Consider the following 23,847-nt stretch of genomic DNA (forward strand, 5'->3'; position numbering starts at 1 on the left):
GGGCCGCGTCAGCCCCCGGCGCCGGCGCCGGCCTCGATCCGCGCCGCAAGCGCAGGCACGTCGGCAAGCGCACGCAGAGCATCGTTCAGGTGCGTGCAGCCTTGCGGCCCTCTTAGCTGGGCCAGGACCTCCTCGCGGATCTGTGCAAGGTTGCGGCCGACCAGTCGCTGCGTGTTCGCGATCGCCCCGGGGCACTCGGAGAACGGCAGGATGCGCGCCTCCGGCTCGAGCGAGAGCAGTTCCAGCGTGGCTGCATCGGCGCGAGCGGTAAGACGGTACTCGTGAATCGCCACGCGGCTGCCGTCGCGCCGGCTGGCGCTGTCCTGGAAAGCCGAATCGATGACGATCACGCCCGCATCGGCGTCCCGTGTCACGTCGATGCGCCGGGCGCGGCGAAAGCCCGGCCCTTCGTCCTCGGCCAGATCGTGCCAGCCGAGCGGGTCGCCCGGATTGCGCAAGTCGCCTGCATCCGCGTTGGCGACTTTTTCCGGATCGACGTCGTCCGTCATGCCGCTGTTGCCCTCCTGCAAGCCCCAGCACACGTTGACGCGCTGCGCCATCATCTGTGCGTGACTTTCCTCGCCCAGCTTGTCGCGCAGGCGATCCGCCCAGTCGGGATGCCACTGCGACCACGCGAAGGCGCTGACCAGCGCCGTGCCCGACAGATCGTCGAGGACGATGTAGAGCGGATGCGCGGCCGCGACCATCCCGGGCATGATCTCGCGCAGCAGTCCGCGCAGATGCCCGCCCGCCCGCGCACCGACGAGTTGCCTGATCGCATCGCTGGAGGGCTGCGCGGTGATCGCGGTGATCGTCTTGTCCTCGGTCATGCGCGCTTCGTAGCGCCCCTCGGCAAGGGTCAGCCCGTCCTCTCCGGCAAGCGGCGTCCACAAGTCACGCGCGGCGCCGATGAAACGGCGCTGGCCGTCAAGACCATCGGGCCACGAGACGTCGATACTAGTAGTGCGCCGGACCGAGCCCGCCGTGCGCAGCGGGGCGGGATTGGCCGTGCGGCGCGGCGGCGGCGGAAGCGTGATCGTATCCATCACAGGGAACGCTGCACCCTACCGGGCCCGCGATCAAGCCCCGGGAGCACGCTCCGGCGCCACCCGCACCAGCAGCTTGCCGACATGGTCATGCCCCGAAAACACGCTGGAAAAGGCCGCAGGCGCCGCCTCGATCCCTTCCTCGATGGCCTGCGCAAAGCGGATGCGGCCCTCCTTCATCCACCGGGCGATATCCTCCAGCCCCTTCTGTCCGGCCAGCATTCCGGCAAAGCCCCTGATCTCGAGCCCCTTGTTCATGATCAGGCGATAGAAGCCAGGCAGGCGGTCGGGGCCGGGTCCTTCCATGCCGACCCCGTAATAGGCGATGAACCCGCACATCGGCATGCGCGCGCCGCGCTTGAGGAGCGGCAGGACCGTCATCGTCACATCGCCGCCGACATTGTCGAGATAGACCTCCGCCCCCTCCGGCATCGCCGCCTGAAGCTGCCGGGCAAAATCCGGTGCCTTGTAGTCGGCTACCGCGTCGAAGCCGAGGTCGAGCAGCGCCGCGCACTTCGCTGCGCCGCCCGCGATGCCCACCGCCCGGCCGCCGAGCACTTTGACGATCTGCCCCGCTATCGAGCCCACAGCGCCCGCCGCCGCCGAGATCACCACCGTCTCGCCCGCCCTGACCCGGCCGACATTGACGATCCCCTCGTAAGCGGTCTGCCCCGGCCCGCCGAGTGCACCGAGCGCGGTCGATACCGGCGCCAGTGCGGGATCGAGCTTGCGCGGCGGCCCGCGATAGTCACTCTGGTCCGGCGCCAGCACCGCATATTCCTGCCAGCCCGAGCGGCCCTCCACCACATCGCCCGGCGCGTAGTCAGGATGGTTCGAGGCGGCGACCTCACTCACCACCGGTCCGACCATGGGCTGTCCCAGCTCCATGCGCCCCGCTCCCGTCAGCACCGTGTCGTCGACCGAGAAGCGCAGCAGCGGGTCCACCGCGATGTAAAGCGTCTTCAGCAGGATCTCCCGCTCGCCCGGCCGAGGCACCGGAACTTCCTCGACACGGAAGTCGGACGGCCGGGGATTGCCCCTCGCGTAAGCGGCCAGCACCACCTGCTTCATCGTGGCCGCCATCTCAACCACCCGCCTTGCGCCCGGCGGATAGCCCACCGTCGACGGGAAGGTTCACGCCGGTGATGTTGGAGGCGAGGTCGGAGGCAAGGAACAGCGCGGCCGAGGCGGTATCGCGCGGGTCGATCGCCTTGCCCAGCGGGTGCGCCCTGCCCATCCCTTCGAGGATGCGGTCGCGATGCTGGCTGTCGGGGTCCATGCCGGCGTAATGGGTCAGCATCCCAGCCGGGCACACGGCGTTGACGCGAATACCCTTGTCCGCCACCTCGATGGCGAGCGCCCGGGTCAGCTGGACGATCGCGCCCTTGGTCGCGCCGTAAAGCACGCCGCCATACCCCATCAGCCCGGCGACGGATGCGGTGGAAACGATCACGCCGCCCTCGCCCAACCCCGCTTCCCGCTGCTTATCGAACTGCCGGATAGCCGCCTGACAGCCGTAGACGACGCCGTTGATGTTGACGTCCTCGACCCGCTTCATTTCCTCGGGTTCGCATTCGACGAGTGAACGCAGGCCCTTGCCGGGGATTGGGCTGATGGTCACGCCGGCGTTGTTGTAGATGATGTCGAGCCGCCCGAAGCGCTCCACGGCCTGCGCCACGGCGGCATCGACGCTGGCCGGATCGGCGACATTGCAGGTGACCGCCAGCGCCTCGCCGCCCGCCGCTTTCGCAAGCGCCGCGGTTTCCTCGGCGTTGTCGCCGTCGATGTCGGCGGCGACGACCTTCGCGCCATGCTCGCAGAACAGCAGCACCGCCGCGCGGCCGAGACCCGAGCCCGCGCCGGTGATGAGGGCGACCTTGCCCTGGACCAGTCCTTCCATCGTCCTTGCTCCCGTTCCCTCAGCCACCGATGTTTAAGGTGGTCATCATCTGGAATTCGCGCAGGCCCTCGACCCCGCGTTCGCGGCCGAGGCCGCTCATCTTGATGCCGCCGCCGCTGGCGTAGCTCGACATCACCGCGCCGTTGACGTTGACCGCCCCGCTACGGATTTTCAGCCCGACCTCCAGCGCCTTGACCTTGTCCGTCCCGTGGACCCAGCCGGAGAGGCCGAAGCGGCTGTCGTTGGCCATCTCCACCGCGTGATCGAGATCACGGTAGCCGATCACGCCGACCACCGGCCCGAAGATCTCCTCCTGCGCGGCGGGGTTGGAATTGTCCGGCAGGTCGAGCACCGTTGGCTCCCAGTAGAAGCCCCTGGCGATACCCTCCGGCCGCTTGCCGCCGCACACCACGCGGCCGCCCGCTTCCACCGCAGCCTGGGTGAAGTGCGCGCAGCGGTCGCGCTGGGCGGCGCTGATGACCGGGCCGAGCTGGGTTGCCGGATCGCTCGCCGGCCCGATCTTCACGTTAGCAAGCAATTTGGCCATGGCGTCGAGGACTTCGGCCTTGGTCTCCTGCGGCACGAAAACCCGCGTCCCCAGCACACAGCCCTGTCCCGCGTGCGAAGTGCAGACCGAAAATGCAGCCGAAGCCGCCCGTCCCACAGCGTCGGGCAGGTAGATCTGCGCCGACTTGCCGCCCAGTTCCAGCACCAGCCGCTTGAGCGTCGGCGCTGCCTGCTCGGCCACCTTGGCCCCCACGGTGCACGAGCCGGTGAAAGAGACCATATCGACGCGCGGATCGGTGGTCATCGCAAGCCCGCCCGCGAGGCCCGGCTCGACGACCACGTTCATGACCCCGGGCGGAAGGCCCGCTTCTTCGGCCGCTTCTGCGAAAATCATGGATGAGATGGGGGTCAGCGGATTGGGTCGCAGGACCACCGTGTCACCCGCCATGAGGGCGGGAACGACTTTCCAGAACGCGGTATAGAACGGCACGTTGTAGGCCGAAATCGCCGAGACCACGCCGAGCGGCGACCAGCGCTTGAGGCTCTGCACGACGAAGTGCGGATTGACCCGCTCGCGGATCGGCAGAGGGTTTTCCTCCTGCTGCGGAAGGCGCAGGAACAGGTCGATGATCTCGTCGGTCATGCGCAGCGGCACGTGGACCTGCGCGCCCATGACCGTCGCCGAGACCGGGCATCCTGCTTCCTCGATCGCGCATTTCTTTAGGAAATCCGCCCGTTTGCGCATCGCCTCCCCGAAGCGCGTCATGATTTTTGCGCGCTCCTTCATCGATAGGCCCGACCATGCGCCGGAATCGAAGGCCTGCCGCGCGGCACCGATCGCCGCGTCGGCCTGCGCTGCCGAAACGCCGACCACTTCGGCCACCACCGATTCGTCGGACGGGTTCTGGACCTCGAACCGCTCGCCTTCGCCGCGCACGAACCTGCCGCCGATATACCCTGCGTATTCCAAGCCCACTCTCCCGAACTTATTCGCATTAGCGAATTATTGTTCGCATCAGAGACTAGCCGACACGTGGAGAGGCGTCAATCGCGCCACCCTCGCGCTTGTCGCAGGAGGCGGGGGCGGCTTGTAACCGCTAGGGGTCGTCCCTAGACCATGCCGGAACCCGCGAGCGCCCATCCGAGACGCTCCACCGGCAAACAACTGAGGAACCCGCGCGAAATGGCCTACACCGATTTCTTGAAGCAGCAGTGCTACATCGACGGCGAGTGGGTCGACGCGGATTCGGGTGCATCTTTCGAGGTCACCGATCCCGGTTCGGGCAAGGTTCTGGGCACGGTGCCGAAGATGGGCACCGACGAAACCGCCCGCGCGATCGACGCCGCCGAGGCCGCTCTCCCCGCCTGGCGCGCCAAGACGGCTGGTGAGCGCGCCAAGCTGATGCGCAAGCTGTTCGAACTGATGCTCCAGCACCAGGACGACCTCGGCGAACTGCTCAGCCGCGAACAGGGCAAGCCGCTGGCCGAAGGCAAGGGCGAGATCGCCTATGGCGCCAGCTTCATCGAGTGGTTCGCCGAAGAGGGCAAGCGCGCTTACGGCGACGTGATCCCCGGCCATGCCGCCGACCGCCGCATTGTCGTGATCAAGCAGGGCGTCGGCGTCGTCGCCGCGATCACGCCCTGGAACTTCCCCAATGCGATGATCACCCGCAAGCTCGGGCCCGCGCTGGCGGCAGGCTGCACCATCGTCATCAAGCCCGCCTCGGCAACGCCGTACTCGGCGCTAGCGATCGCGCAGCTGTGCGAGATGGCGGGCATCCCCAAGGGCGTCGTCAACGTCGTGACCGGCAGCGCGGGCCAGATCGGCTCGACCCTGACCGCCAGCCCCAAGGTCGCCAAGCTCACTTTCACCGGCTCAACCGAGATCGGCCGCGACCTGCTGCGCGAATGCGCCGAGACGATCAAGAAGTGCTCGATGGAACTTGGCGGCAACGCCCCGTTCCTGGTCTTCGACGATGCCGACGTGGATGCCGCGATCGAAGGCGCGATGATCTCCAAGTTCCGCAACGGCGGCCAGACCTGCGTGTGCACAAACCGCTTCTACGTACAGGACGGCGTCTACGACGAGTTCGTGACTAAGCTGGCCGCGCGTGTCAGCGGCATGAAGGTCGGCTACGGCCTCGACGCAGGCACCGAAGTCGGTCCGCTGATCGACGAGAAGGCCGTTGAGAAGGTCGAGGAACACCTCAAGGACGCGGTCGACGGCGGCGCCAAGGTACTCGCGGGCGGCCAGCGCAACGCGCTTGGCGGCAGCTTCTTCAACCCGACAGTGGTGGCAGGCGTTAAGCCCGACATGAAGCTCGCCCGCGAGGAGACCTTCGGACCGCTCGCAGGCGTGATCCGCTTCACCGACGAGGCCGACGCCATCCGTATGGCCAACGACACCGAATTCGGCCTCGCCAGCTACTTCTATGCCCGCGACCTGTCGCGCGTGTGGCGCGTCGCAGAGGCGCTGGAAGCTGGCATGGTCGGCATCAACACCGGCCTCATCTCCACCGAGGTTGCGCCGTTCGGCGGCGTCAAGCAGTCGGGACTCGGCCGCGAGGGATCACACTACGGTCTCGATGACTACATGGAGGTCAAGTACCTCTGCATGGGCATCACGCCGGCCTGAGGCCAGCGGGCGGTACCAAGCCGACCTGAACGACTTCGACAAACTCAGCCTGAGCGGTATCGGAAGTTTACACGACTTTCGCTCACCCTGAGCTTGTCGAAGGGTCAGGCTCCAGCCTTCGCCTCTTTGCACAACCGGAAAGAGCGCGCTTGGACGACTTGCGTCATCGGCATGCCGAGCGGCGTACGCAGGGTATTGTCGTGGTCGACCAGAAGAGAACCGCGCCGCTCGCCGTCATTGAACATCATGGTCACGGGCATGTTGTCCCCGCCCCACTTGTCCCTGCCGTACTTTACCATAACCCAGACCTGGATGCCTTCGTAGCGCGCGCCGCCCGCGCAACTGTAGCAGACATCGACCGGGAGCGGCCCCGCCTTGCCCGCGGCCGTTTCGAGGAAGACCCCCGCCGGGCTCGCGATCACGCGCGGCTGCCGGGTACAGTCGCCGCCCCGCGCGTACCTGCCATAGAGGTCCTTGGGAACCGGCATCGACTGGCTCAGCGCCGGCGTGGCGAGCAGCAATGCGACCAAGACGGACGAACGGCGCAGCATCGACGAATCCCCTTCACGACACGAAAACCTGCGGCCATCATTCCCCGGCGGCGGACGGCTGTCATCCGGAATACTCCCAAGGGCATTTCTGGACGATCGCGATGGCTCCCCGGACTCCCGGCAATTGTCCCCTGCGCCCTGCGTGCCAAGGCGCCTGCCAAAGCTCGTACCAACGGGAAAGGCGTGAAAGGGAAGCAATGAAGATCTGCCGCTATCAGCTGCGAGATGGTGAGCCGGTCCGTCTCGGCGTCGTGCGCGGCGATGCGGTCCATGACGTCACCGCCGTCACCGAAGACCTTCCCGCATTGCGCTGGCCCTTTCCGCCGGGCGATCAGATCATCGCCCATCTCGATGCGCTGCGTCCGCAGATGAAAGCGCTGGCCGACAGCGTCGAGGGAACCCCCATCGCCCATGTCCTTTTGCGGAATCCCGTCGCCAATCCGGGAAAGTTCGTCTGCGGCGCGGGTAACTTCGAGGAAGTGCTGGCGGCCGGCGGCCATCCCCGCCGCCTCGGCCTGCTCTTCAAGATGACCAGCGCCGCTGCCGGGCCATCCGACGGCGTGGTCCTGCGCTGGCCCGAGCGCACCACATTCCACGAGATGGAAATCGCAATCGTCATCGGCAAGGCGGGTACCGAAATCCCGGCTTCCAAGGCACTCGACCATGTCGCAGGCTACTGCATCGGCCTCGACATGACGATGCAGGGCAGCGAGTTTCCCAGCTTCGGCAAGAGCTTCGATACCTACGGCGTGATGGGTCCGTGGCTCACCACGCGCGACGAAATCGCCGATCCGGATACCCTCGACTTCCGTCTCACCGTCAATGGCGAGGACCGGCAGGTCGACAATACTCGTCGTCTGGTCCTCGGCATCGCCGATCTGGTCGAGCATGCCGCCTCGGTGATGACGCTGCATCCGGGCGACGTGATCTTCTCAGGCACGCCGCCACGTTCGATAGGGCCGGTCGTACCCGGGGACACCATGTATGCGTGGGCGGAAGGACTTGGCGAAATGACCGTCGCGGTCACCGGCGGTCCGGGACGCAAGACGCCACTGGACGGGATGAGGTGAATAATACCCCCCGTTGATCACTCCGGTGCGATCGGCCTGCCTTCAAGCCGTGCAACGGCGTGACGAACGACCTTTTCCAGTGCTTCTTCCGAGAAGAAACCACCCGGAATCAGGCACTGCTCGATCAGTACCCGGCGAAAGGCTGCGAACGTCCCCGCATCAGGCGCCACTGGGCTGCACCAGAAATCGTCGAGCCCGTTCTGGCAGGTGAGGTCGGGCACGTCGTAGACGGCATGGCCCAGCACGACCACCGGAACACCGGCGGCCAGCGCGAACGTCCCGCTGGTGCTGTTGATTGTAACGACACCCCGTGAACCCTGCGTTACCGCGACGATGTCGCCCCAGCCCAGATAATCGACCCGTTCGCTGACCCCGAACAAGGCCGCCATGTCTGCGGTGACCTGTCGCCAGTCGCGCACGCCGTTGTCGAGTGGATGCTCCTTGACGACCAGCCGGGTTCCCGCCGGGGCGTGAGCGGCGAACGAGCAGATCACCAGCCTGAGCGCGTCGGCTATTCCGGCGAAGGGAGAATGGAGCCGGATCTGCGCATCGGAATCAAGTTGCAGCGGGAAGAGAAAATAGGGTTCATCCGCAGCCTCCAGTCTGGCCAGGAGTTCGACGGCGTCAACCTCGCGTTCCTTGCGGCGACGCAGCTTGCGCCACCAGCCCATGCCCTCGACCACCGGATGCCAAGGTCGATGGTTGCTCCAACCGGGATACCAGCGGCGAGTCAGCACGTCGGCGGCATTGTACAGCAACCCTTCCACCGCGCGGCGGCGGAACGAGGCGGTTACCCGAGCGTGTGGCGGAACCGGGGGCAAGGCGGCCGCAGTCTCGCGATACCACTGCGGATCGCGCGGCAGCGAGGAATGGCCGTTGACCCCTCCCAGTTCCAGCGTCACCCAGTCGGGGCGGATATACCCTTCCTCGAAGACGTGAACCGGCACGCTCATCTCGCGGCAGAGGCGGATCGCGGGCATGTGATAGTCCCGGCAGTCACCAAACAGGGTAACGTCTGTAATACCCTTGTCCCGGAGAAGTTGGGCGAAAAACGCGGGCCATTCGTCAAGCGTTCCGCGATATTCGATACCGTTCGGAAGGCGCCAGAACGCACGGTCGCCGCCATTGAAGTTTACCTTGTGGACGCGGTGCCCGGCACGGATCAGTTCCTGTCCAAGACGACGGAACAGCGGCCCCATCAGGCCTTGCAGCAACAGTACGGTTCGCGGACCCTCGACAGGCATTGGAGGGAGTAAGGTAGAAATCTTCGACATTCGCGAAAAACAAGCTCCGAAGTGGTTCAAATACGAGAACGATGCCTCGCCCGTTCGCACGTCCACTCTGTTCTCAATACGTTACTGTGCACTGCGGGACGCGGCAACCCTGCCCCCGGTTATCTCCTTCAGACGGAGACCTCACCCCGCGACCTTGAACGGGCTTGCTGCACCTCGCCGCCCGGGCCGCTCTTTCCTCCGCCCCGATGGCCCGCTATCAGCCGCTACGCATGCGGGACCGGTTCCCTAAGCGATAAGGCACGGCAGGAAGGTGACGGCAGGTATCCTGACATTCGCGGGCGCACTGATCGGCTCGCTTCTGATCGACGCGCTGGTACGACCGCGCCCCGCGAAGCTGCGTCGCATGTCCGGCCTAGCATTGCTGACGTGCATGGCAACGACGCTCTATGGTCTGTTCCTGACGCTGTGCGGCAACGGCGCGGTGGCGATGGTGCTGACGCTGGCGGTGCAGTCACTGCTCGTGCTCGCCTCCAACGCCAAGTACGCGATGCTCGGCGAGCCTTTGCTGTTCTCGGACCTCGCGTTGGTCGGCGCGGTCTTCCGCCATCCACAGTTTTATCTATCAGCGGTGCGCCTGTGGCAACGCACGGCGGCCGGACTGGTCGCCATCGTACTGTGCGGTACGGTAATCCGACTTTCACATGCCGATCCGGTCGCCCATGCGACCGGCTTCATCCTGCTCTTCGCGGGATCGGGAGCGCTATCACTCGCTTTGCGCCTGCCTGCCTGGCGCAAGCTGGCATCGATACCTGACGCTGCCGGGGATACGCTCGCTCTAGGGCTTCTCCCGACGGTGCTCCTCTACTGGCGGCGCTGGAAGGCCATCGCCGATCCGCCGCCATGTACGCAGCTGGCGCGCAGGCCTGCGACACATGCGACCGAACTCGTCGTCATCATCCAGTGTGAAAGTTTCGCCGACCCGGTCGAACTGTTCGACGATGGCCACCTTGCCCTGCCCGGGCTGGCGAAGGCCCGCGAGCACGCGATGCAATGGGGCAACCTGAACGTCAGCGGTTTCGGCGCCTATACCATGCGCACGGAATACGGCGTGCTGTTCGGCCGGGACGAGGAGGCACTGGGGTTTCGGCGCTACGATCCTTTTCTGACAGCGAGAATGGAGGGCAGTTACGCGCTCCCCTCAAGGTTAGGCGGATGGCGCTCGCTGTTCGTCCACCCGCACGACATGCGCTTCTACGGACGCGACGCCATCATGCCCTCCGGCGGCTTTGCCGAACTGGTGGGCGAAGACGCCTTCGCCCCACCGACACCGGACGAAGGGCGCTACGTCACGGATGCGGCGATGACCGAGGTGATTCTTTCGAGGGCAGCAGCTGCGGCCGGACCAAGCCTGATCTACGCCGTCACCATCCAGAACCACGGCCCCTGGGCGCCCGATGCCCGCGGCGGCGGCAATCCGGACCTTGTGGACGGCTATATGCGTCTGGTACGTCACGGTGACGCCATGCTCACGACACTGACGGAGCAGCTTGCAACGCTGGGCCGCCCGGCACTGCTGGTATTCTTCGGCGACCATCGGCCGAGCATTCCGGGCGCCTCCGTCCCCGGCGGCCCCAGGCATACACCTTACGTGATGGTGCGATTGGACGGCACGGGCAACCTCCTGACCGGCGAGAATCGGCGCGCGGACCTGACCCCGGCCCAGTTGCACCATGCTGTGCTCGACACGGTACTGGGTCCATCTGCCTGACTCTGGGGTCGCGCTTCAGGTGGCCTTGTCGGGAGGAGACAACCCCGCCAGCACCCGGTCGCGCAATGGCCGGGGCAACAGCCGGTCTACCCAGCGCAGGACAACGAAAGGCCATGGCAGCACCAGATGCGCCTTGCCCGAAGCCGCCGCCTTGCCGATGCGAGCCGCCACGACTTCGGGCGCCAGTAGCATCGGCCGGGGTCCAGGCACCTTGCGGCCCGCCGCGGTATCGATGAACCCTGGAGAAACCAGCGTCACGCTTACCCCGTAAGGCTTCACGGCAAGCCGCAGTGCATCGGCAAAACGCGCGAGGCCTGCTTTCGTCCCTGAATAGGCTGTGGCGAATGGAAGCGCATGGAAAGCCGCCGCACTACCTATCAGCACGATGCGACCACGGCCGCGCGAGACCATGCGCTCGGCCATGGCGGTCGCCATCGCTGCGGGTGCCGTGAAGTTGACGGCACCCAGGTGGGCTACCTGCATCGCACGCTCGATCCGCTCGCCCGGGACGCGGATGTCCCCTCTGCCTGAGCAGAATATCGCGATGTCGAACGACGCGGCCGAGTCCTCTCCCTCCAGTGCGACTATGGCGGCCGGAACGTCGGTTATGTCGAGGCTGCGCGTCGCCACCTTGGCGCCCGCCGCGCGGCAATCGCGCGCCACCATCTCCAGCCGCGCGTGATCCCGCCCCCACAAGTCCAGCAGAATACCCGGTGCGGCATAGAATCGCGCCAGCGCTCCCCCGAGGCCGCCCGACGCGCCGGTCACGAGAATGCGACTCGTCCGATCGCCAAGGGTATCGGCAAACGACTCCGTCATCGCCGAAGTACTCCACGGCACACTCGTCCAATTCTTGTCATATGTTCATCTCGACTGGAGGCGTTTCGACTTGACAGGCAAACCCTCCTACTGTCCAGCATCGAAGCCGATGCCCGCTCCGGTTTCCAACTCCCCTCGCATCCGACTGTTCAAAAGTGAACGTCTGGAAAAGCTTACACTCATCTCGCCGAGAACTTTCGCGCTGAGCTGGGGATTCATGCTACCCCTGATCGCCTTGGTCGGATGGATCAATGCCGGTCGGCATCCGGACACTGCGGCCTTTGCCGGACTGATCGCTGCCGGCGTCATCGCATGGACGCTTTTCGAGTATGTCATGCACCGCTACCTGTTCCATTTGGAAAGCGACCGGCCTGTCGTGAAGTGGTTCGTCTATCTGATCCACGGCAATCACCATGCCAGCCCCAACGATCCCCTGCGCGGCCTGATGCCCTTGCCGGTCAGCGTATCGGTGGGAGGGTTGGTCTGGCTTGCATGTCTGGCCGTTCGGGGCGCAAGCGGCACGTGGCTGCTGCTTGGGTTCATGACGGGGTACGTGACGTACGACGCCGTGCACTTCGCATGCCACCAGTGGCCCATGCGCGGCCGGATCGGCGGCTTGTTCAAGCGCCACCACATGCGCCATCACTACGTCGACGAGGATGCGAACTTCGCCATATCGGCGCTGTTCTGGGACCGTATATTCGGAACGCACATCCGCTCGCTCAAGCGTGAGAATACCGGATGAACTGGCAGCAGACCGTCAACGCACGAGGCTGGAAGGTCCCATTCGTCAACAAATCGCTGTTCCAGATCGGCAAGGATCTGCGCCCCAGGATCGATGCGGTGATCATGCGAAACTCGCGGATCCCCGACGCCGCGATCCATGACAAGGCATTCTTTCCCTGGATCGCGGAGCTGGAGCATAACTGGCAAGCAATTCGCGACGAAGCCGTGCGCATTCGCGCCGAGGACATTCCTTCGCTCGGCGACCTCTCATTCGATCACGGTCGCATCGCGGCCGACCGGCGCTGGCGGGCTTTCTTCCTCAAGGGCTATGGCTATCGCATGCCCGGAAACGCCGCCCGCGCACCGGTGACGGCGGCGCTGATCGAAAAGGTGCCCGGGCTGGTGACCGCCAACTTCTCGGTCATGGAAGCGGGCGGTCATATCCCGCGCCACTGGGGCATGACCAAGGGCATGCTCACCTACCATCTGGCGCTCAAGGCCCCGCGCGAGCGCGAGAAATGCCGCATGCATATCGAAGAAGGTGAAACCCTCCACGTCATGCACTGGAAGGATGGAAACTCGTTCCTTTTCGATGACATGTACAACCATGAAGTGTGGAACGAGAGCGAAGACGATCGCTACATCCTGCTTATCCAAATCAAGCGCCCCTGTCGCTTCTGGGGCAATCTGCTTCAGAACCTGTTCCTCCAGGCCGTGCGCCACTCGCGCTTTGTGAAGGACATTCGCAAGGCCATCGAGCGCGGGGCGAACGGCACGAATTGATGCTGAAACCCAGCGATCTCGACGCATCGAATGAAGCATCCGCTTCGCAAGCGACCGGCGACGGTAATCAGCCCGACTGAAGCAGTTCGATAGCCCGGGTCACGACCGCCATATGCTCCGGCCAGCTCGGGTTATGCCACCCCGGCAGGCGAGCCAGTTGCGCTTGGTGCAGATCGCCTCGCAAGGTATGGTCGAGGATCGCCGCCTTCCAGCCCGGTCCATCGAGGGGATCGAGATAATCGGGCACTGCGCCACCCACTTCACGCAATGCAGACAGATCGCTGCAGATGACCGGCGTACCGACGGATAGCGCTTCGGCTACCGGCATGCCGTACCCTTCCGCAAACGAAGGCATGAGCAACGCACGGGCACCGCGCAGCAACGAAGACAGACGCATATCCGGACAACCGCCCAATTCCTCGACATGACCGGAAAGCGCCGGACAGCGCTCGAGCATGTCGATCACCTGCTCGTTCTCCCAGCCACGCCGGCCGATGACAATGAGACGCGGGACTTCCTGAACAGGCAAGGTCTCCGCCAGGTGTCGCCAAAGATGAAGCAATAGCAGATGGTTCTTGCGCGGCTCTATCGTGCCAAGACAGACGAAGTATGGGCGACCATCACCGGTATCCGGCACTGCGGGCGGCAATGCCTCGGTGCCCAACAGCGCGACGTGGATCGGCGTGCCGGGCTCCAGCCAGGGTTGCAAGGCACGCCCCGTCGCGGCAGAATTGACGACGGCCGCCCCCCTGCCTTGCGCAGTCGCCATGGCCACGGTCTCCATCCGGCGCTTGTGAAGCGCTGCACCGGACGGGCGTGCGTATTCGGGAAACTCGATGGGAATGAGATCGTGCACGAGGCACAGGAACCTGGCCTGTTCCCGCTGCAGTATCCGTCGCACCTTGGCCATGTTGGTGAGGTGATGCGGGGATGCCTGCACATACACGCCTTGCGAAGCGGCCGCTTTTCCCATCGGCAGCAGTGCCGCCAGTTGCGGCAGCACGGAATGCAGCGAACGCTGCCGGGGACCATCCTCCCGGCTGGACCACCGGCGTTCGAGCTCGTCCAGGTAATCCAGCGCGGCCCGGTGCGGCACGCGGCCGTAGCATCCCAGCGGGTGTACGGCGGAAAAGGCCATTTCCTGCCCGTAATGCGACAGCAGCCCGCGCGCATAGGCCATCTCCACCCGATCGACTCCCGAGGGAGTCGAATAGCGGATTCGCGAGATCAGACGGGAGATATCGAGAATGACGCTCATCGAAAAATACCCATCAATTTGCCCTGCCAACGGCGCAGCGGCATTATCCATCGCAGGCGGTTGGTCGCCTTTCTTGCAGCCATGCGCCCCACCAGCACCTCGGGCGGGCAGGGCAATCCTGTCACCGGGTCGAGGTAACGCGGGTAAAGGATCAGCACCCCCGCTACGAGTGCATCGAGCGGCAGTTTTCGGGTCCTTCGGGCGGGCACTTCGCCCAGATCGCGGGTCAAGCCCCAGCCGGCATAGAACGGAGTGCCGTGGCAGGTGACCTCCCGCCCCCGCATCAGGGCCTCGAACCCGGTGAGGGAGGTCAACACGTGCACCGCATCGACCGCATCGAGCAATGGCGCCATTCCGCCCCCGCGCGCGATGCGGTCGGCATGCTTGAGGATTTCGGAATCGGGGACAGCGCCCCGGCGATGGCCGGCGTCCACGTCGGGATGCGGACGAAACCATATCTCGGCATCGGGTTCCAGCGTGCGCGCTCGGCGCACCAGTTCAAGGTTAGAGGTTAGCCCGCCCCCGCCCGCAAGCACCGACATATCATCCTCCACCTGACCGGGAACCAGGACGAGGCGTTTTCCGGGAAGGCGGGCGGGTAATATTGCAAGCCCGGTTTCGGCGGAATACTTGCTGATCCCGGCCGAAATGATGGCCTTGCGCAGCATCGCCGCGCGCTCGATCAGCGGGGGGGCAATCTCCGCATCATCAAGAATGCTTTCGAGATCGCTGGGCGTGCGCGGGTCGAAATGGATGCCCGAGACATCCACCACGATCGATGACGGCGGCACGAGATCGACACCAAGCCCGACCGATCGAACGAAACCGTCTTCCACCCGGACCAGCGGCACGGCGTCTCTGTCGGCCGCGGCCAACAGCGCGGGCGAGACGCGCGAAGGCCAGATCGCAACCGCCCCGTCCCCGCCGCGACGGGCCTTGCGGGCGATCCGCAGGGCCTTCATCGCCGAGGATACGATCGCGAGGCTGCGCCCGGGATGCCAGAGAAACCGGCGAATTTCCTTCCGCTTCCACCACGCCATGCCGCAAGCCGCGACGATGGCGCGATTAGTATCGAGGCTCCGGCGCCATGTTGCCAGCAGGCCGACTACCGCCTCAACATTCGAGGCCAAGCCGGTAAAGGGATCGCGCCAGCTTGCACCGGACAAGGCCAGCGCGGCCAGTCGATCGAGCGTGGCATCGTCGTCATGCGGTCTGCCGAACCGGCCGGAAGACAGCACTTCCACCGGCACTCCCAGGGTCCGCGCAAGAACTATCCATTCATCGTCGCCATGCGCGACGAGCCGTCCCGCTCCCGGCAGGACCGTCCAGGGATCGACATCTTCGCGCCACTCTTCATCGATGAGCTTGCGTGACCAGCGCCTGTTGCGAGACGGCAGGATCCACACCGCATCCCGGCAACGCATGGCATCGATTTCCGAAGGATCGCGGGGCTTGAGCACGACGCCGGCGGGACGTACCAGCCCCGAGGGCGCGGCCCAGAACCGGCCCCCTACGCGCGCATCTCTGACGAGCGCGAACAAGGACGCGGCATCGGCGGACGTCCCGCCCGTCTCCCCCGAGACCGATACGGTGGCGTCGGCCCAGGGAAACGGGGGCGCGCGCAGCACGGGAAGATTGCCGGTCACGGCCGGCGCCCCCAGTCCGCCAATCGCAATACGCCGTCCCTTTCCCTGCGGATTATGCCGTAAGAACCGGTTCGCAGTTTCAGCCCCGCCGGTCCTGTCTCCGTCAGCCCTGCCGCGACCAACCCGAAACGGGCAGCACCATTGCTCGTCACAATCAGCACTTCGCCCAGGGCTGTAGAAAAGAGATCGCGCCAGGCAGCAATGCGTGCCGGGGCATCGACGTGCCAATCCGGAGGTGGCACGGCGTGTTCATCCCATGCCGCCAGCGCATCGTATCCGATACGGGCCAGAACATCGGCTTCCGGCCTGTTCTCGTCCGGGCCGTGATCGATTTCGCGCAGCCATTCGCAGGGCTGCGGTTGCGAAACTTCGGGCAGATGCCGCAGGATCGCCTGTGCCGTCTGTCGCGTGCGAGCCAGCGGGGACACCAGCACTTGCGCGAAATTCCAGTCCAGAGCGGCAAAATGCCGTCCGAGCGCCTCGCCTTGCTCGTGCCCTGCCGCCGTCAGCGGCAGGTCGGTGGCCGCACCGATCCTGCGCGGCGCCTCTGCGGCCTCAAAGGTATTCCCATGACGAACGATGACGAATGCGGACTCTGGCATCAGAGCGCGCTATCAGCCCGGGAAAGGATCGCCTAGTCGCGCGATCGCTTCTTCCGCCATCGCGAGATCCGCTGGCGTATCGATACCGGACATTGCGTGCGAAGGAGGATCGACTTCGACGGTTGCGATGGTCCGGCCAGCCTCGAGGAAACGCAGTTGCTCAAGGCCCTCAAGGACTTCGTACGTACCTTGCGGCGCGGCGGCAAACCACTCCAGCGCAGCCATGCGGTATCCATAGAGGCCCAGGTGCTGCCAGACCGGCGATTTGGGAACCGACATGCGCAGCTCCTCTTCAGAGCGTATGGCGGGCAGGATCGCCTTGGAAAACCACACCGCCTGCCCGCGTGCGTCCCGGATGCAGGTGGTCCCGCTGAAAGGTGCCGCCAGCTTGTGCGCGCGCAGCCGGTCGAGCCTTGCCCAGTCGAGCTGGAAGACGGGTGTAGCCACGTCCGCCCCGCCCCGACGCAAGGCCGCAACCAGCCCGGCCAACACGGCGGGCGGCACAAAGGGTGCGTCACCCTGAAGATTCACCACCAGTTCCGGTCGTTCGGACCGTTCCGCCGCTGCCGCGAAGGCGCGTGACGAGCCCGAATCGCATTCCCGCGAAGTCATGACCGCTTCGACGCCAAGCGCCTGCGCATGCGCGGCAATGCGATCGTCGTCGGTAGCGGCAACGACTTCGCAGTTGCCCACGAGATCGGCCGCCTGCCGGGCGACCGCAATCACACGCTCCAGCATGGTGCGGCCCCCTATCTGCATCAGCGGCTTTCCCGGCATCCGCGTGGAACCATAGCGCGCCGGAACAACGATGAGATCAGGCAACGTCAGGCAACCCCAGTCCTGACGATGTCATGTATATGAACGATGCCGGCAAGCGTGCCCTGCTGCTCGACGAACAGTACGGAGACGGCGTTCTCGTTGAGTATGCGCAGCGCTTCGGAAGCCAGGATGTCGGGAGCGACGGTGAGAGGATTTTCCGACATGTGCAGGCCGATGTTATCTTCGAGCGAATGCACCGCTATGCAGCGCCGCAGGTCGCCGTCCGTAAACGCTCCCACCAGGCGCCCATCCGCATCAACTACGGCGGTGCAGCCGTACCGCTTGCGGCTCATCTCCAGGGTCGCACTGATGAGCGTGGCATCCCGACCCACACGCGGGACCGCTTCGCCGACGCCCATAATTTCCCCCACCGTGCAGAGCTTCGCCCCAAGCTGGCCGCCCGGATGGAAGACCCTGAAGTCGGAGGAGGTGAAGCCGCGGGCTTCTATGAGGGCCACCGCTAGCGCATCGCCCAGCACAAGCTGCAGCGTGGTGGACGACGTGGGCGCCAGTTCGTTCGGGCAAGCCTCACGAACGGGGGGCATCGCAAGGCAAATGTCAGCCGCCCGGCCCGCCGTGCTGTGCGCATGCGAAGTGGCGACGATCAGCGTCACGCCGTAGATCCGGCAATAGTGGAAGATGTCACCCAACTCTGCCGTCTCGCCCGACCACGTGATCGCGAGGACCACGTCCTGCGGAGTGATGACACCGAGGTCACCATGACTCGCCTCGCCGGGATGCAGATAGAGGGCGGACGTTCCAGTGGAACGCATCGTCGCGGCAATCTTGCGTGCGATGTGCCCGCTTTTGCCCATGCCGGTTACAATAACTCGCCCTCGCGTCGCGGCGAGGGTCTGGATAGCGCGATCAACCTCGTTGCCGAGGGCAGGCGACTGCAGAGCGGTCCTGAGCGCTTCGAGCGCTTCGAGTTCGATGTCCAGTGTTTTCAACGCGGATGCGGAAGACCGTGTCTGGAAAAGTGCTTTTGTCATACCGCCTTGATTCTCGTCATAACTGGTTGCTTGCAATCATTAATTGGCGACTGATGACGCTCCCGTGAATCAATCCGATCGTAGCGCGCGGGGATTGCCAGCCAGTTTTTTCCGGGCCAAGGGAAACGCCGTATCGCGATCCTTGCCCGATGTCATCGCCGGTCTGACCGGGAACATCCGGCAAGCCCGGGGACTTCAAAATTTTAACCTGCCGGATTTGCGCTACCCATAACTACCCATCGGCTGACCAAGGCTCACACCATGATTCTTTGCGGACATCTGATTGCTCCGAAAACGCCTCTATTCGCAATTGCCGGGCCATGCGTCATCGAAAGCGAGGAGTTGACGCTTTCCATCGCCGAAACGCTTGCCGCAGTGGCGCAGCGGCTGGGAATTTTCCTTATTTTCAAAAGTTCCTTCGACAAGGCCAACCGGAGTTCGGACAAGTCCTTTCGGGGATTAGGCATGGAAGAAGGCCTGCGCATCCTGGAGAAGGTGCGTGCCGAAACCGGTTTGCCGGTGATTACCGATGTCCACGAAACTGCGCAGGTTTCCGCTGTGGCCGGAGTCGTGGACGTGCTGCAGACCCCCGCGTTTCTCGCCCGGCAGACCGACTTCATCGCTTCGGTGGCCACCTCCGGCAAGCCGGTCAACATCAAGAAGGCCCAGTTCATGGCGCCAGCCGACATGAAACAGGTCGTCGCCAAGGCCCGCAACGCCGCCACCGCCGCCGGAAAGGAGGCCGACGCCTTCTTGCTGTGCGAGCGCGGCACGTCATTCGGCTACAATACGCTGGTTTCCGACATGCGCGGGCTGTCGATCATGGCCGAGACCGGCTGTCCCGTCGTCTTCGACGCCACACATTCGGTCCAGCAGCCCGGCGGCCTTGGCGAACGATCCGGCGGCCAGCGCGAATATGTCCCGCTTCTCGCACGCGCCGCGGTCGCGGCAGGGGTCGCGGGCGTGTTCATGGAAACGCATCCGGATCCGGAAAACGCGCTTTCCGACGGCCCGAATGCACTGCCTCTCGCCCATTTCGAACCTCTTCTCGCCCGGCTTATGGCCATCGACGAGGTGGTGAAAGCATAGCGCCATTTCGCCCCGGCCTCTGTCCAAGCTGCCGTATTTCCGGTTGCATCGGACATTCGCCGGGCGCAATCGGCCAAGTATGCCTGCTATTGACAGAAAATCGACGATCAGGACTTTGCTGCTCTTGCCGTTTTCGGCCCTGCAGCTGCTGACGGGTGCCAAGAGCTTTCTGGACAATCCATTGATCGGGTCGCGGAGACTGAACACACTTGGCCTTCACGTCGCGCGGGTCAGGCTGGCGGCGGCGATGTGTGCCTGGCGCAGGCGCCGCCTTGCCCCCATGGTGCGTGCCGACTGGCGCGCGGCGTTTGATCGCGACGGTTTCGTGGTCATTCAGGAGATTGTTCCTCCCGGAGAGTTCGCCGAACTTCGCGCCGCTGTGCTTGCTTACGAAGGCCCCGCCCGGGAAATGCGGCAGGGCGATGCCGTAACCCGCAGGCTGGCGATCGATCCTGCAATGCTCACGGCGATTCCAGCCTTGCGCGCGATGCTGGAGCGCAAGGATCTGGTGGCACTGTTTCACTATGTGGCCAGTTTTCGGACCACCCCGCTTCACTACGTCCAGACCATCTTGAGCCATGACGGGTCGAACGAGACCGATCCCCAAGAGACAATTCACGCCGACAGCTTCCACTCCTCGCTCAAGGCCTGGCTGTTCCTGAATCCCGTAGCCCAAGACGAAGGACCGTTCACGTTCGTTCGGGGATCGCATCGCTTCACCCCGGAGCGCCTCGCCTGGGAACACCAGCGCTCCCTGGCCTGCCCGCAGACGACCGACCGCCTCTCCGCGCGAGGGTCCCCCCGTGTGCCGGAACATGAACGCACCGCGATGAACCTTCCCCTGCCCGAGGGACTGGCCGTCCCGGGCAACACGCTGATAGTTGCCGACACGGTGGGGTTTCACGCGCGCGGCGCCTCGGCTCGCCCGGGCGAACGAGTGGAAATCTGGTCATATGCGCGCCGCAATCCTTTCCTGCCGTGGCTGGGCGGAGACGTTCTCAGCCTCCCGGGTATTGCGGAACGGCGGGTGAATTGGCTCTGGAGCGTGCGCGACAGATTTGAGAAGTACGTGGGACAACCGTGGCGTCCGGTAGGCAGGCGTGCACCCGTCGATGACGGGAGCTAGGGTCGAAATCTTGCGATCGTGAGGGACAAGATGGGCAAAGGCTCTCGTACTTTCTCTCCGTCATCGTCGCATTCGTCGCAAAGAACTGGAGGATTGATGCGATTGCCTGCCCGCAACCTTGCCCGGACGTCCTATAATGCATAACGAGTGGAGAATCCTCCCAAGCCCTACCGAGACCAGCGACGCCAAGACGCAAACCCTGCGATGAGTGTGACTATTCGCCAGCGGCACGGCCGCCCCCCTTTCGTTCTGCATCGCCTGTCCCGGGAGCCGAATCGAGCCACGACGCCGGTGATCCGGCACGATGGCCTGTTCGACATCTTTCCGGAAAGTTACTGGGCGCGCTTCACTGCGCTCGAAAGCGTTTCGCTGCGCTGTCATCTACGTGCACCGGCCCGGCTGCGGCTGCTTCGCCGTCGGCTGGATGACGTCGGAGGAGAAGCGCTACTGGCTGAAACCTCCTGGAGCCCGGGGACCGAAACGGACGAGGTGGAATTGTCGGCATCGTTGGCCCCGGCGGACGGACCGGACAGTTGTCTGCTGCTGGAGATCATACCGACCGGCCCTCATACTGATCCAGTAATTTCTGCTGCCTGGGAAAGCGCGCAGGCGCCCGAACGCACGCCACGCATCGGCGTGGTGATCACCACTTTCAACCGCGAGCCGTTCCTCGTGTCCAACCTCGTCCGCCTGCACCGGCACATGGCCGGCGGCTGCGCGGTGGTGGTCAACCACGGCGAACCCGGGCTTGAACAACGGCTGCGCGGGCAAGTTCCGACCGATCCCGCGATCCGCTGGATCGACCAGGAAAACAGCGGCGGTGCCGGTGGCTTCACGCGCGGAATGGTCGAACATCACGCCGCAGGCGACATCACTCACGTCCTGCTGATGGACGATGACATCGACATGCCTGACGATCTCGTCGAACGGACAGCCGCGATCCTCTCCTTCGCTCGCCCAGAAATCTGTCTGGGCGGAGCCATGTTCGACTATCATGCGCGTACGCAGTTGTTCAGCGCCGGCGACATGCTGCTTCCCGGCAGCTTCGGCATCGGCCATGTCGTACCACCCGACGGCTGTGACATCGCGACAGCGGCAGGAGTGGACTTCCTGGCCCGCGTGCATCGCCCCGACTTCAACGGCTGGTGGTGCTTTGCTTTCCCGATCGAGGCGCTGGAACAGGTCGGGCTACCGATGCCCTGCTTCATCCGCGGCGACGACGTGGAATTCGGCTATCGCCTGAAGCGTGCGGGAATGCCGACCCTGGGATGGCCCGGTCTGGCGGTATGGCACATGCCCTTCGCTGGCAAATCCGCCCCGTGGCACATGTTCTACGATCGGCGTAACAGCCTCTTTGCCAATGCCCTCCATCGCCGGATCGGCAGGCTGAAAGCCGTCGGCAAGTTGGTTGGCGGCTTTACTCATCATCTGCTGCGCTACGATTACGACCGTGTGCGAGCGATGACGTTCGGCATCGCCGCCTTCAATGCCGGTCCTGCCGCGATGGCGTGCTGGACGCATCGGGAACATGCCCAACTCATAGCTGCGACCTCGGCGATGGCTTTGGCAAGCGATGAGGCGGACGGCGGAAAAGCCTCGAGTGCACTCACCCTGCACCCCATCCGGCTTTCCGGCTTCGCACGCTCTCTTCGCATGGTGGGACGGCTGGTGCTGGATCTGTGTGGCCTTCCAGTCGGCAGAGCGACACCCTACGTGCTCCCGCATGGCGATCACTGGCGACCGGACTATACGCAGCGCCCGTCGCTGGTGATCGAACAGGATGGTAATGGCGGCACTGCGCGGGTTTATCGCCGCGACCCGGCAGAGAGCCGCCGTGCCATGCTGCGCTGCCTCAGGGCCATGACAGGCATGCTGGTGCGCTTTCATCAGGACGTCCCTCAGGCCGCGCTTGGAACTACGCTCGGCGTGACTGCCACATCGGCACATTAACAGATTGTCATCCGTTGATTTTATGACGAGTTATTCTGTTGCTTTGAGAAAATTCGCCATTACCGCCGCCAATCGACTCTCCTTTCTTCCTGCGGTCATCCAGTGGGTCTTCTGTTGCCGACCACACCGCTACTGACTTTCTGACGAGGCTTGTGAATCATGCGAATTTGTATTGTAGGTGCCGGATTCTCCGGTGCGGTGATCGCGCGGATGCTCGCCGAAAAGGGCATCACCAGCCTAGTCCTGGACGAGCGGGATCATCTCGCCGGCAATTGTCACACCGAACGTGATCCGGAAACCGGGGTGATGGTTCACAAGTACGGCCCGCATATCTTCCACACCGGAATCGAGCGCGTCTGGGAATTCATCAACCGTCACGGCGTGATGATGCCCTACGTCAACCGCGTGAAGGCGAACGTCGCCAACAAGGTCTATTCGCTGCCGGTCAACCTACACACGATCAACCAGTTCTTCGGCGAGGCATTCTCTCCCGCCGAGGCACGCGCTTTCGTCGAATCCAAGGCACGCATGGACATCAGCGATCCGCAGACCTTCGAGGAGCAGGCGCTGCGCTTTGTAGGGAACGACCTCTACGAAGCATTCTTCAAGGGCTATACCCGCAAGCAGTGGGGCTGTGAGCCGAGCGAGCTTCCTGCGTCGATCCTCAAGCGCCTGCCGCTGCGCTTCAACTACGACGACAACTACTTCAACCACCCATACCAGGGCATGCCGCGCGACGGCTACACCGCGATCGTGGCCAGCATCCTCGACCATCCGGGTATCGAGGTCCGTCTGGGCGCGCGCCATGAGGACCTGACGGAAGATTTCGCGCACACGTTCTATTCTGGGCCGCTAGATCGCTATTTCAATTACGACCTGGGCCGCCTCGGCTATCGCACCCTGGACTTCGTCCCCGAGCGCGCCGAGGGCGATTATCAGGGAACCGCGGTCATCAACTACCCGGACGAAACCGTACCCTTCACACGCATCTCCGAACACAAGCATTTTGCACCCTGGGAAGCTGCGGACTTCGAAAAGACGATTGTGTTCCGCGAGTACAGCCGGCTGTGCGGCCCTGACGACATCCCCTATTATCCGATCCGCATGGTGGCCGAAACACAGCTGCTAGAGCAGTACGAAGCCCGCGCAGCGCAGGAAAAGGGCGTCACGTTCGTCGGGCGCCTGGGAACCTACCAGTACCTCGACATGGACGTGACGATTGACCGGGCCATGGACGTGGCCGAGGCCTATCTCGCCGACCGCCAAGCGGTGGAGGTCTAACGCCGATGCCACACTCTGCCGAGGCAGCCAGCTACGCGCCGTTC

General features: G+C 64.5%; 21 protein-coding genes. 9 read left to right on the forward strand and 12 right to left on the reverse strand.

Going from position 1 to position 23,847, the window contains the following annotated elements; genetic code table 11:
• Positions 1-8: 8 nt before the first annotated feature.
• Genes QRN25_RS17395 through QRN25_RS17410 form a run of 4 tightly spaced genes read right to left on the reverse strand, consistent with a single transcriptional unit; the run spans position 9 to position 4,429 of the window.
• Positions 9-1,046, reverse strand: a complete 1,038-nt coding sequence (locus QRN25_RS17395) for a DUF2889 domain-containing protein (protein ID WP_285020449.1) — start codon at positions 1,044-1,046, stop codon at positions 9-11.
• Positions 1,047-1,079: 33 nt separating this feature from the next.
• Positions 1,080-2,129, reverse strand: a complete 1,050-nt coding sequence (locus QRN25_RS17400) for an NADP-dependent oxidoreductase (protein WP_285020450.1) — start codon at positions 2,127-2,129, stop codon at positions 1,080-1,082.
• A gap of 1 nt (position 2,130) precedes the next feature.
• Positions 2,131-2,946 (reverse strand): SDR family NAD(P)-dependent oxidoreductase, encoded by an 816-nt coding sequence (locus QRN25_RS17405; protein ID WP_285020451.1) that lies wholly within the window; start codon positions 2,944-2,946, stop codon positions 2,131-2,133.
• Between the two features lie 19 nt (positions 2,947-2,965).
• Positions 2,966-4,429, reverse strand: coding sequence for an aldehyde dehydrogenase family protein (locus tag QRN25_RS17410; protein ID WP_502910474.1), 1,464 nt, complete (start codon positions 4,427-4,429; stop codon positions 2,966-2,968).
• 207 nt (positions 4,430-4,636) lie between these two features.
• On the opposite strand from QRN25_RS17410, the gene QRN25_RS17415 reads away from it, so the two are divergent.
• Positions 4,637-6,088 carry an NAD-dependent succinate-semialdehyde dehydrogenase gene (locus QRN25_RS17415; RefSeq protein ID WP_271182404.1) on the forward strand — a complete coding sequence of 484 codons (1,452 nt, stop codon included), beginning with the start codon at positions 4,637-4,639 and terminating at the stop codon, positions 6,086-6,088.
• 104 nt (positions 6,089-6,192) lie between these two features.
• Here QRN25_RS17415 and QRN25_RS17420 read toward each other — a convergent pair whose 3' ends face one another.
• Positions 6,193-6,639, reverse strand: a complete 447-nt coding sequence (locus QRN25_RS17420) for a hypothetical protein (protein ID WP_285020453.1) — start codon at positions 6,637-6,639, stop codon at positions 6,193-6,195.
• Between the two features lie 197 nt (positions 6,640-6,836).
• Here QRN25_RS17420 and QRN25_RS17425 point away from each other — a divergent pair, with 197 nt between their 5' ends.
• Complete coding sequence (locus QRN25_RS17425) at positions 6,837-7,709, forward strand: fumarylacetoacetate hydrolase family protein (RefSeq protein ID WP_271182406.1); 873 nt, start codon at positions 6,837-6,839, stop codon at positions 7,707-7,709.
• Between the two features lie 17 nt (positions 7,710-7,726).
• Here QRN25_RS17425 and QRN25_RS17430 read toward each other — a convergent pair whose 3' ends face one another.
• Complete coding sequence (locus QRN25_RS17430; RefSeq protein ID WP_285020456.1) at positions 7,727-8,923, reverse strand: capsule polysaccharide biogenesis protein; 1,197 nt, start codon at positions 8,921-8,923, stop codon at positions 7,727-7,729.
• 331 nt (positions 8,924-9,254) lie between these two features.
• Here QRN25_RS17430 and QRN25_RS17435 point away from each other — a divergent pair, with 331 nt between their 5' ends.
• Entirely contained in the window at positions 9,255-10,712 is a 1,458-nt protein-coding gene (locus tag QRN25_RS17435; protein WP_285020458.1) for an LTA synthase family protein, read from the forward strand.
• Positions 10,713-10,727: 15 nt separating this feature from the next.
• Here the strand turns inward: QRN25_RS17435 and QRN25_RS17440 are convergent, their stop codons facing one another.
• Entirely contained in the window at positions 10,728-11,531 is an 804-nt protein-coding gene (locus QRN25_RS17440) for an SDR family NAD(P)-dependent oxidoreductase (protein ID WP_271182409.1), read from the reverse strand.
• Between the two features lie 70 nt (positions 11,532-11,601).
• On the opposite strand from QRN25_RS17440, the gene QRN25_RS17445 reads away from it, so the two are divergent.
• Together QRN25_RS17445 and QRN25_RS17450 are read left to right on the forward strand one after the other, a co-directional pair.
• The gene (locus QRN25_RS17445; protein ID WP_271182410.1) at positions 11,602-12,276 is read left to right on the forward strand and encodes a sterol desaturase family protein; all 675 of its coding nucleotides are present in this window, start codon (positions 11,602-11,604) and stop codon (positions 12,274-12,276) included.
• Positions 12,273-13,040 (forward strand): aspartyl/asparaginyl beta-hydroxylase domain-containing protein, encoded by a 768-nt coding sequence (locus QRN25_RS17450; RefSeq protein WP_271182411.1) that lies wholly within the window; start codon positions 12,273-12,275, stop codon positions 13,038-13,040. Before QRN25_RS17445 ends, QRN25_RS17450 begins: the two co-directional genes overlap by 4 nt.
• A gap of 67 nt (positions 13,041-13,107) precedes the next feature.
• Here QRN25_RS17450 and QRN25_RS17455 read toward each other — a convergent pair whose 3' ends face one another.
• From QRN25_RS17455 to QRN25_RS17475, 5 genes are read right to left on the reverse strand one after another with little or no spacing between them, the layout of a single operon-like run.
• Complete coding sequence (locus QRN25_RS17455) at positions 13,108-14,298, reverse strand: glycosyltransferase family 4 protein (RefSeq protein WP_271182412.1); 1,191 nt, start codon at positions 14,296-14,298, stop codon at positions 13,108-13,110.
• Positions 14,295-15,944 (reverse strand): capsular polysaccharide export protein, LipB/KpsS family, encoded by a 1,650-nt coding sequence (locus tag QRN25_RS17460; RefSeq protein ID WP_285020460.1) that lies wholly within the window; start codon positions 15,942-15,944, stop codon positions 14,295-14,297. Before QRN25_RS17460 ends, QRN25_RS17455 begins: the two co-directional genes overlap by 4 nt.
• Entirely contained in the window at positions 15,941-16,546 is a 606-nt protein-coding gene (locus tag QRN25_RS17465; protein ID WP_285020461.1) for a histidine phosphatase family protein, read from the reverse strand. Before QRN25_RS17465 ends, QRN25_RS17460 begins: the two co-directional genes overlap by 4 nt.
• 12 nt (positions 16,547-16,558) lie before the next feature.
• Positions 16,559-17,368, reverse strand: coding sequence for a 3-deoxy-manno-octulosonate cytidylyltransferase (locus QRN25_RS17470; protein WP_285020463.1), 810 nt, complete (start codon positions 17,366-17,368; stop codon positions 16,559-16,561).
• 2 nt (positions 17,369-17,370) lie between these two features.
• Positions 17,371-18,357: a KpsF/GutQ family sugar-phosphate isomerase gene (locus QRN25_RS17475; RefSeq protein WP_271182416.1), complete on the reverse strand. Its 987-nt coding sequence runs from the start codon at positions 18,355-18,357 to the stop codon at positions 17,371-17,373.
• A 261-nt stretch (positions 18,358-18,618) separates the two neighbouring features.
• On the opposite strand from QRN25_RS17475, the gene kdsA reads away from it, so the two are divergent.
• The 4 genes from kdsA (at position 18,619) to glf (ending at position 23,803) form a co-directional block, all read left to right on the forward strand.
• Positions 18,619-19,446, forward strand: coding sequence for a 3-deoxy-8-phosphooctulonate synthase (gene kdsA, locus QRN25_RS17480; RefSeq protein WP_285020465.1), 828 nt, complete (start codon positions 18,619-18,621; stop codon positions 19,444-19,446).
• A 79-nt stretch (positions 19,447-19,525) separates the two neighbouring features.
• Entirely contained in the window at positions 19,526-20,572 is a 1,047-nt protein-coding gene (locus QRN25_RS17485; protein WP_285020467.1) for a phytanoyl-CoA dioxygenase family protein, read from the forward strand.
• 204 nt (positions 20,573-20,776) lie between these two features.
• Complete coding sequence (locus tag QRN25_RS17490) at positions 20,777-22,522, forward strand: glycosyltransferase family 2 protein (RefSeq protein WP_285020469.1); 1,746 nt, start codon at positions 20,777-20,779, stop codon at positions 22,520-22,522.
• 159 nt (positions 22,523-22,681) lie between these two features.
• Positions 22,682-23,803 carry a UDP-galactopyranose mutase gene (gene glf / locus QRN25_RS17495; RefSeq protein ID WP_271182420.1) on the forward strand — a complete coding sequence of 374 codons (1,122 nt, stop codon included), beginning with the start codon at positions 22,682-22,684 and terminating at the stop codon, positions 23,801-23,803.
• Positions 23,804-23,847: the final 44 nt, after the last annotated feature.

It is taken from the genome of Novosphingobium sp. fls2-241-R2A-195 (genome assembly GCF_030209485.1).
In the GTDB taxonomy this organism is placed as follows: Bacteria; Pseudomonadota; Alphaproteobacteria; order Sphingomonadales; family Sphingomonadaceae; genus Novosphingobium; species Novosphingobium resinovorum.

Bases quoted from the DNA above. Each gene is read 5' to 3' on its own strand.
- QRN25_RS17425 (WP_271182406.1), top strand. From the start codon at position 6,837: ATGAAGATCTGCCGCTATCAGCTGCGAGATGGTGAGCCGGTCCGTCTC.
- QRN25_RS17415 (WP_271182404.1), top strand. From the start codon at position 4,637: ATGGCCTACACCGATTTCTTGAAGCAGCAGTGCTACATCGACGGCGAG.
- QRN25_RS17475 (WP_271182416.1), bottom strand. From the start codon at position 18,357: ATGACAAAAGCACTTTTCCAGACACGGTCTTCCGCATCCGCGTTGAAA.
- QRN25_RS17395 (WP_285020449.1), bottom strand. From the start codon at position 1,046: ATGGATACGATCACGCTTCCGCCGCCGCCGCGCCGCACGGCCAATCCC.
- kdsA (WP_285020465.1), top strand. From the start codon at position 18,619: ATGATTCTTTGCGGACATCTGATTGCTCCGAAAACGCCTCTATTCGCA.
- QRN25_RS17490 (WP_285020469.1), top strand. From the start codon at position 20,777: ATGAGTGTGACTATTCGCCAGCGGCACGGCCGCCCCCCTTTCGTTCTG.
- QRN25_RS17400 (WP_285020450.1), bottom strand. From the start codon at position 2,129: ATGGCGGCCACGATGAAGCAGGTGGTGCTGGCCGCTTACGCGAGGGGC.
- QRN25_RS17405 (WP_285020451.1), bottom strand. From the start codon at position 2,946: ATGGAAGGACTGGTCCAGGGCAAGGTCGCCCTCATCACCGGCGCGGGC.
- glf (WP_271182420.1), top strand. From the start codon at position 22,682: ATGCGAATTTGTATTGTAGGTGCCGGATTCTCCGGTGCGGTGATCGCG.
- QRN25_RS17465 (WP_285020461.1), bottom strand. From the start codon at position 16,546: ATGCCAGAGTCCGCATTCGTCATCGTTCGTCATGGGAATACCTTTGAG.
- QRN25_RS17450 (WP_271182411.1), top strand. From the start codon at position 12,273: ATGAACTGGCAGCAGACCGTCAACGCACGAGGCTGGAAGGTCCCATTC.
- QRN25_RS17440 (WP_271182409.1), bottom strand. From the start codon at position 11,531: ATGACGGAGTCGTTTGCCGATACCCTTGGCGATCGGACGAGTCGCATT.
- QRN25_RS17455 (WP_271182412.1), bottom strand. From the start codon at position 14,298: ATGAGCGTCATTCTCGATATCTCCCGTCTGATCTCGCGAATCCGCTAT.
- QRN25_RS17420 (WP_285020453.1), bottom strand. From the start codon at position 6,639: ATGCTGCGCCGTTCGTCCGTCTTGGTCGCATTGCTGCTCGCCACGCCG.
- QRN25_RS17485 (WP_285020467.1), top strand. From the start codon at position 19,526: ATGCCTGCTATTGACAGAAAATCGACGATCAGGACTTTGCTGCTCTTG.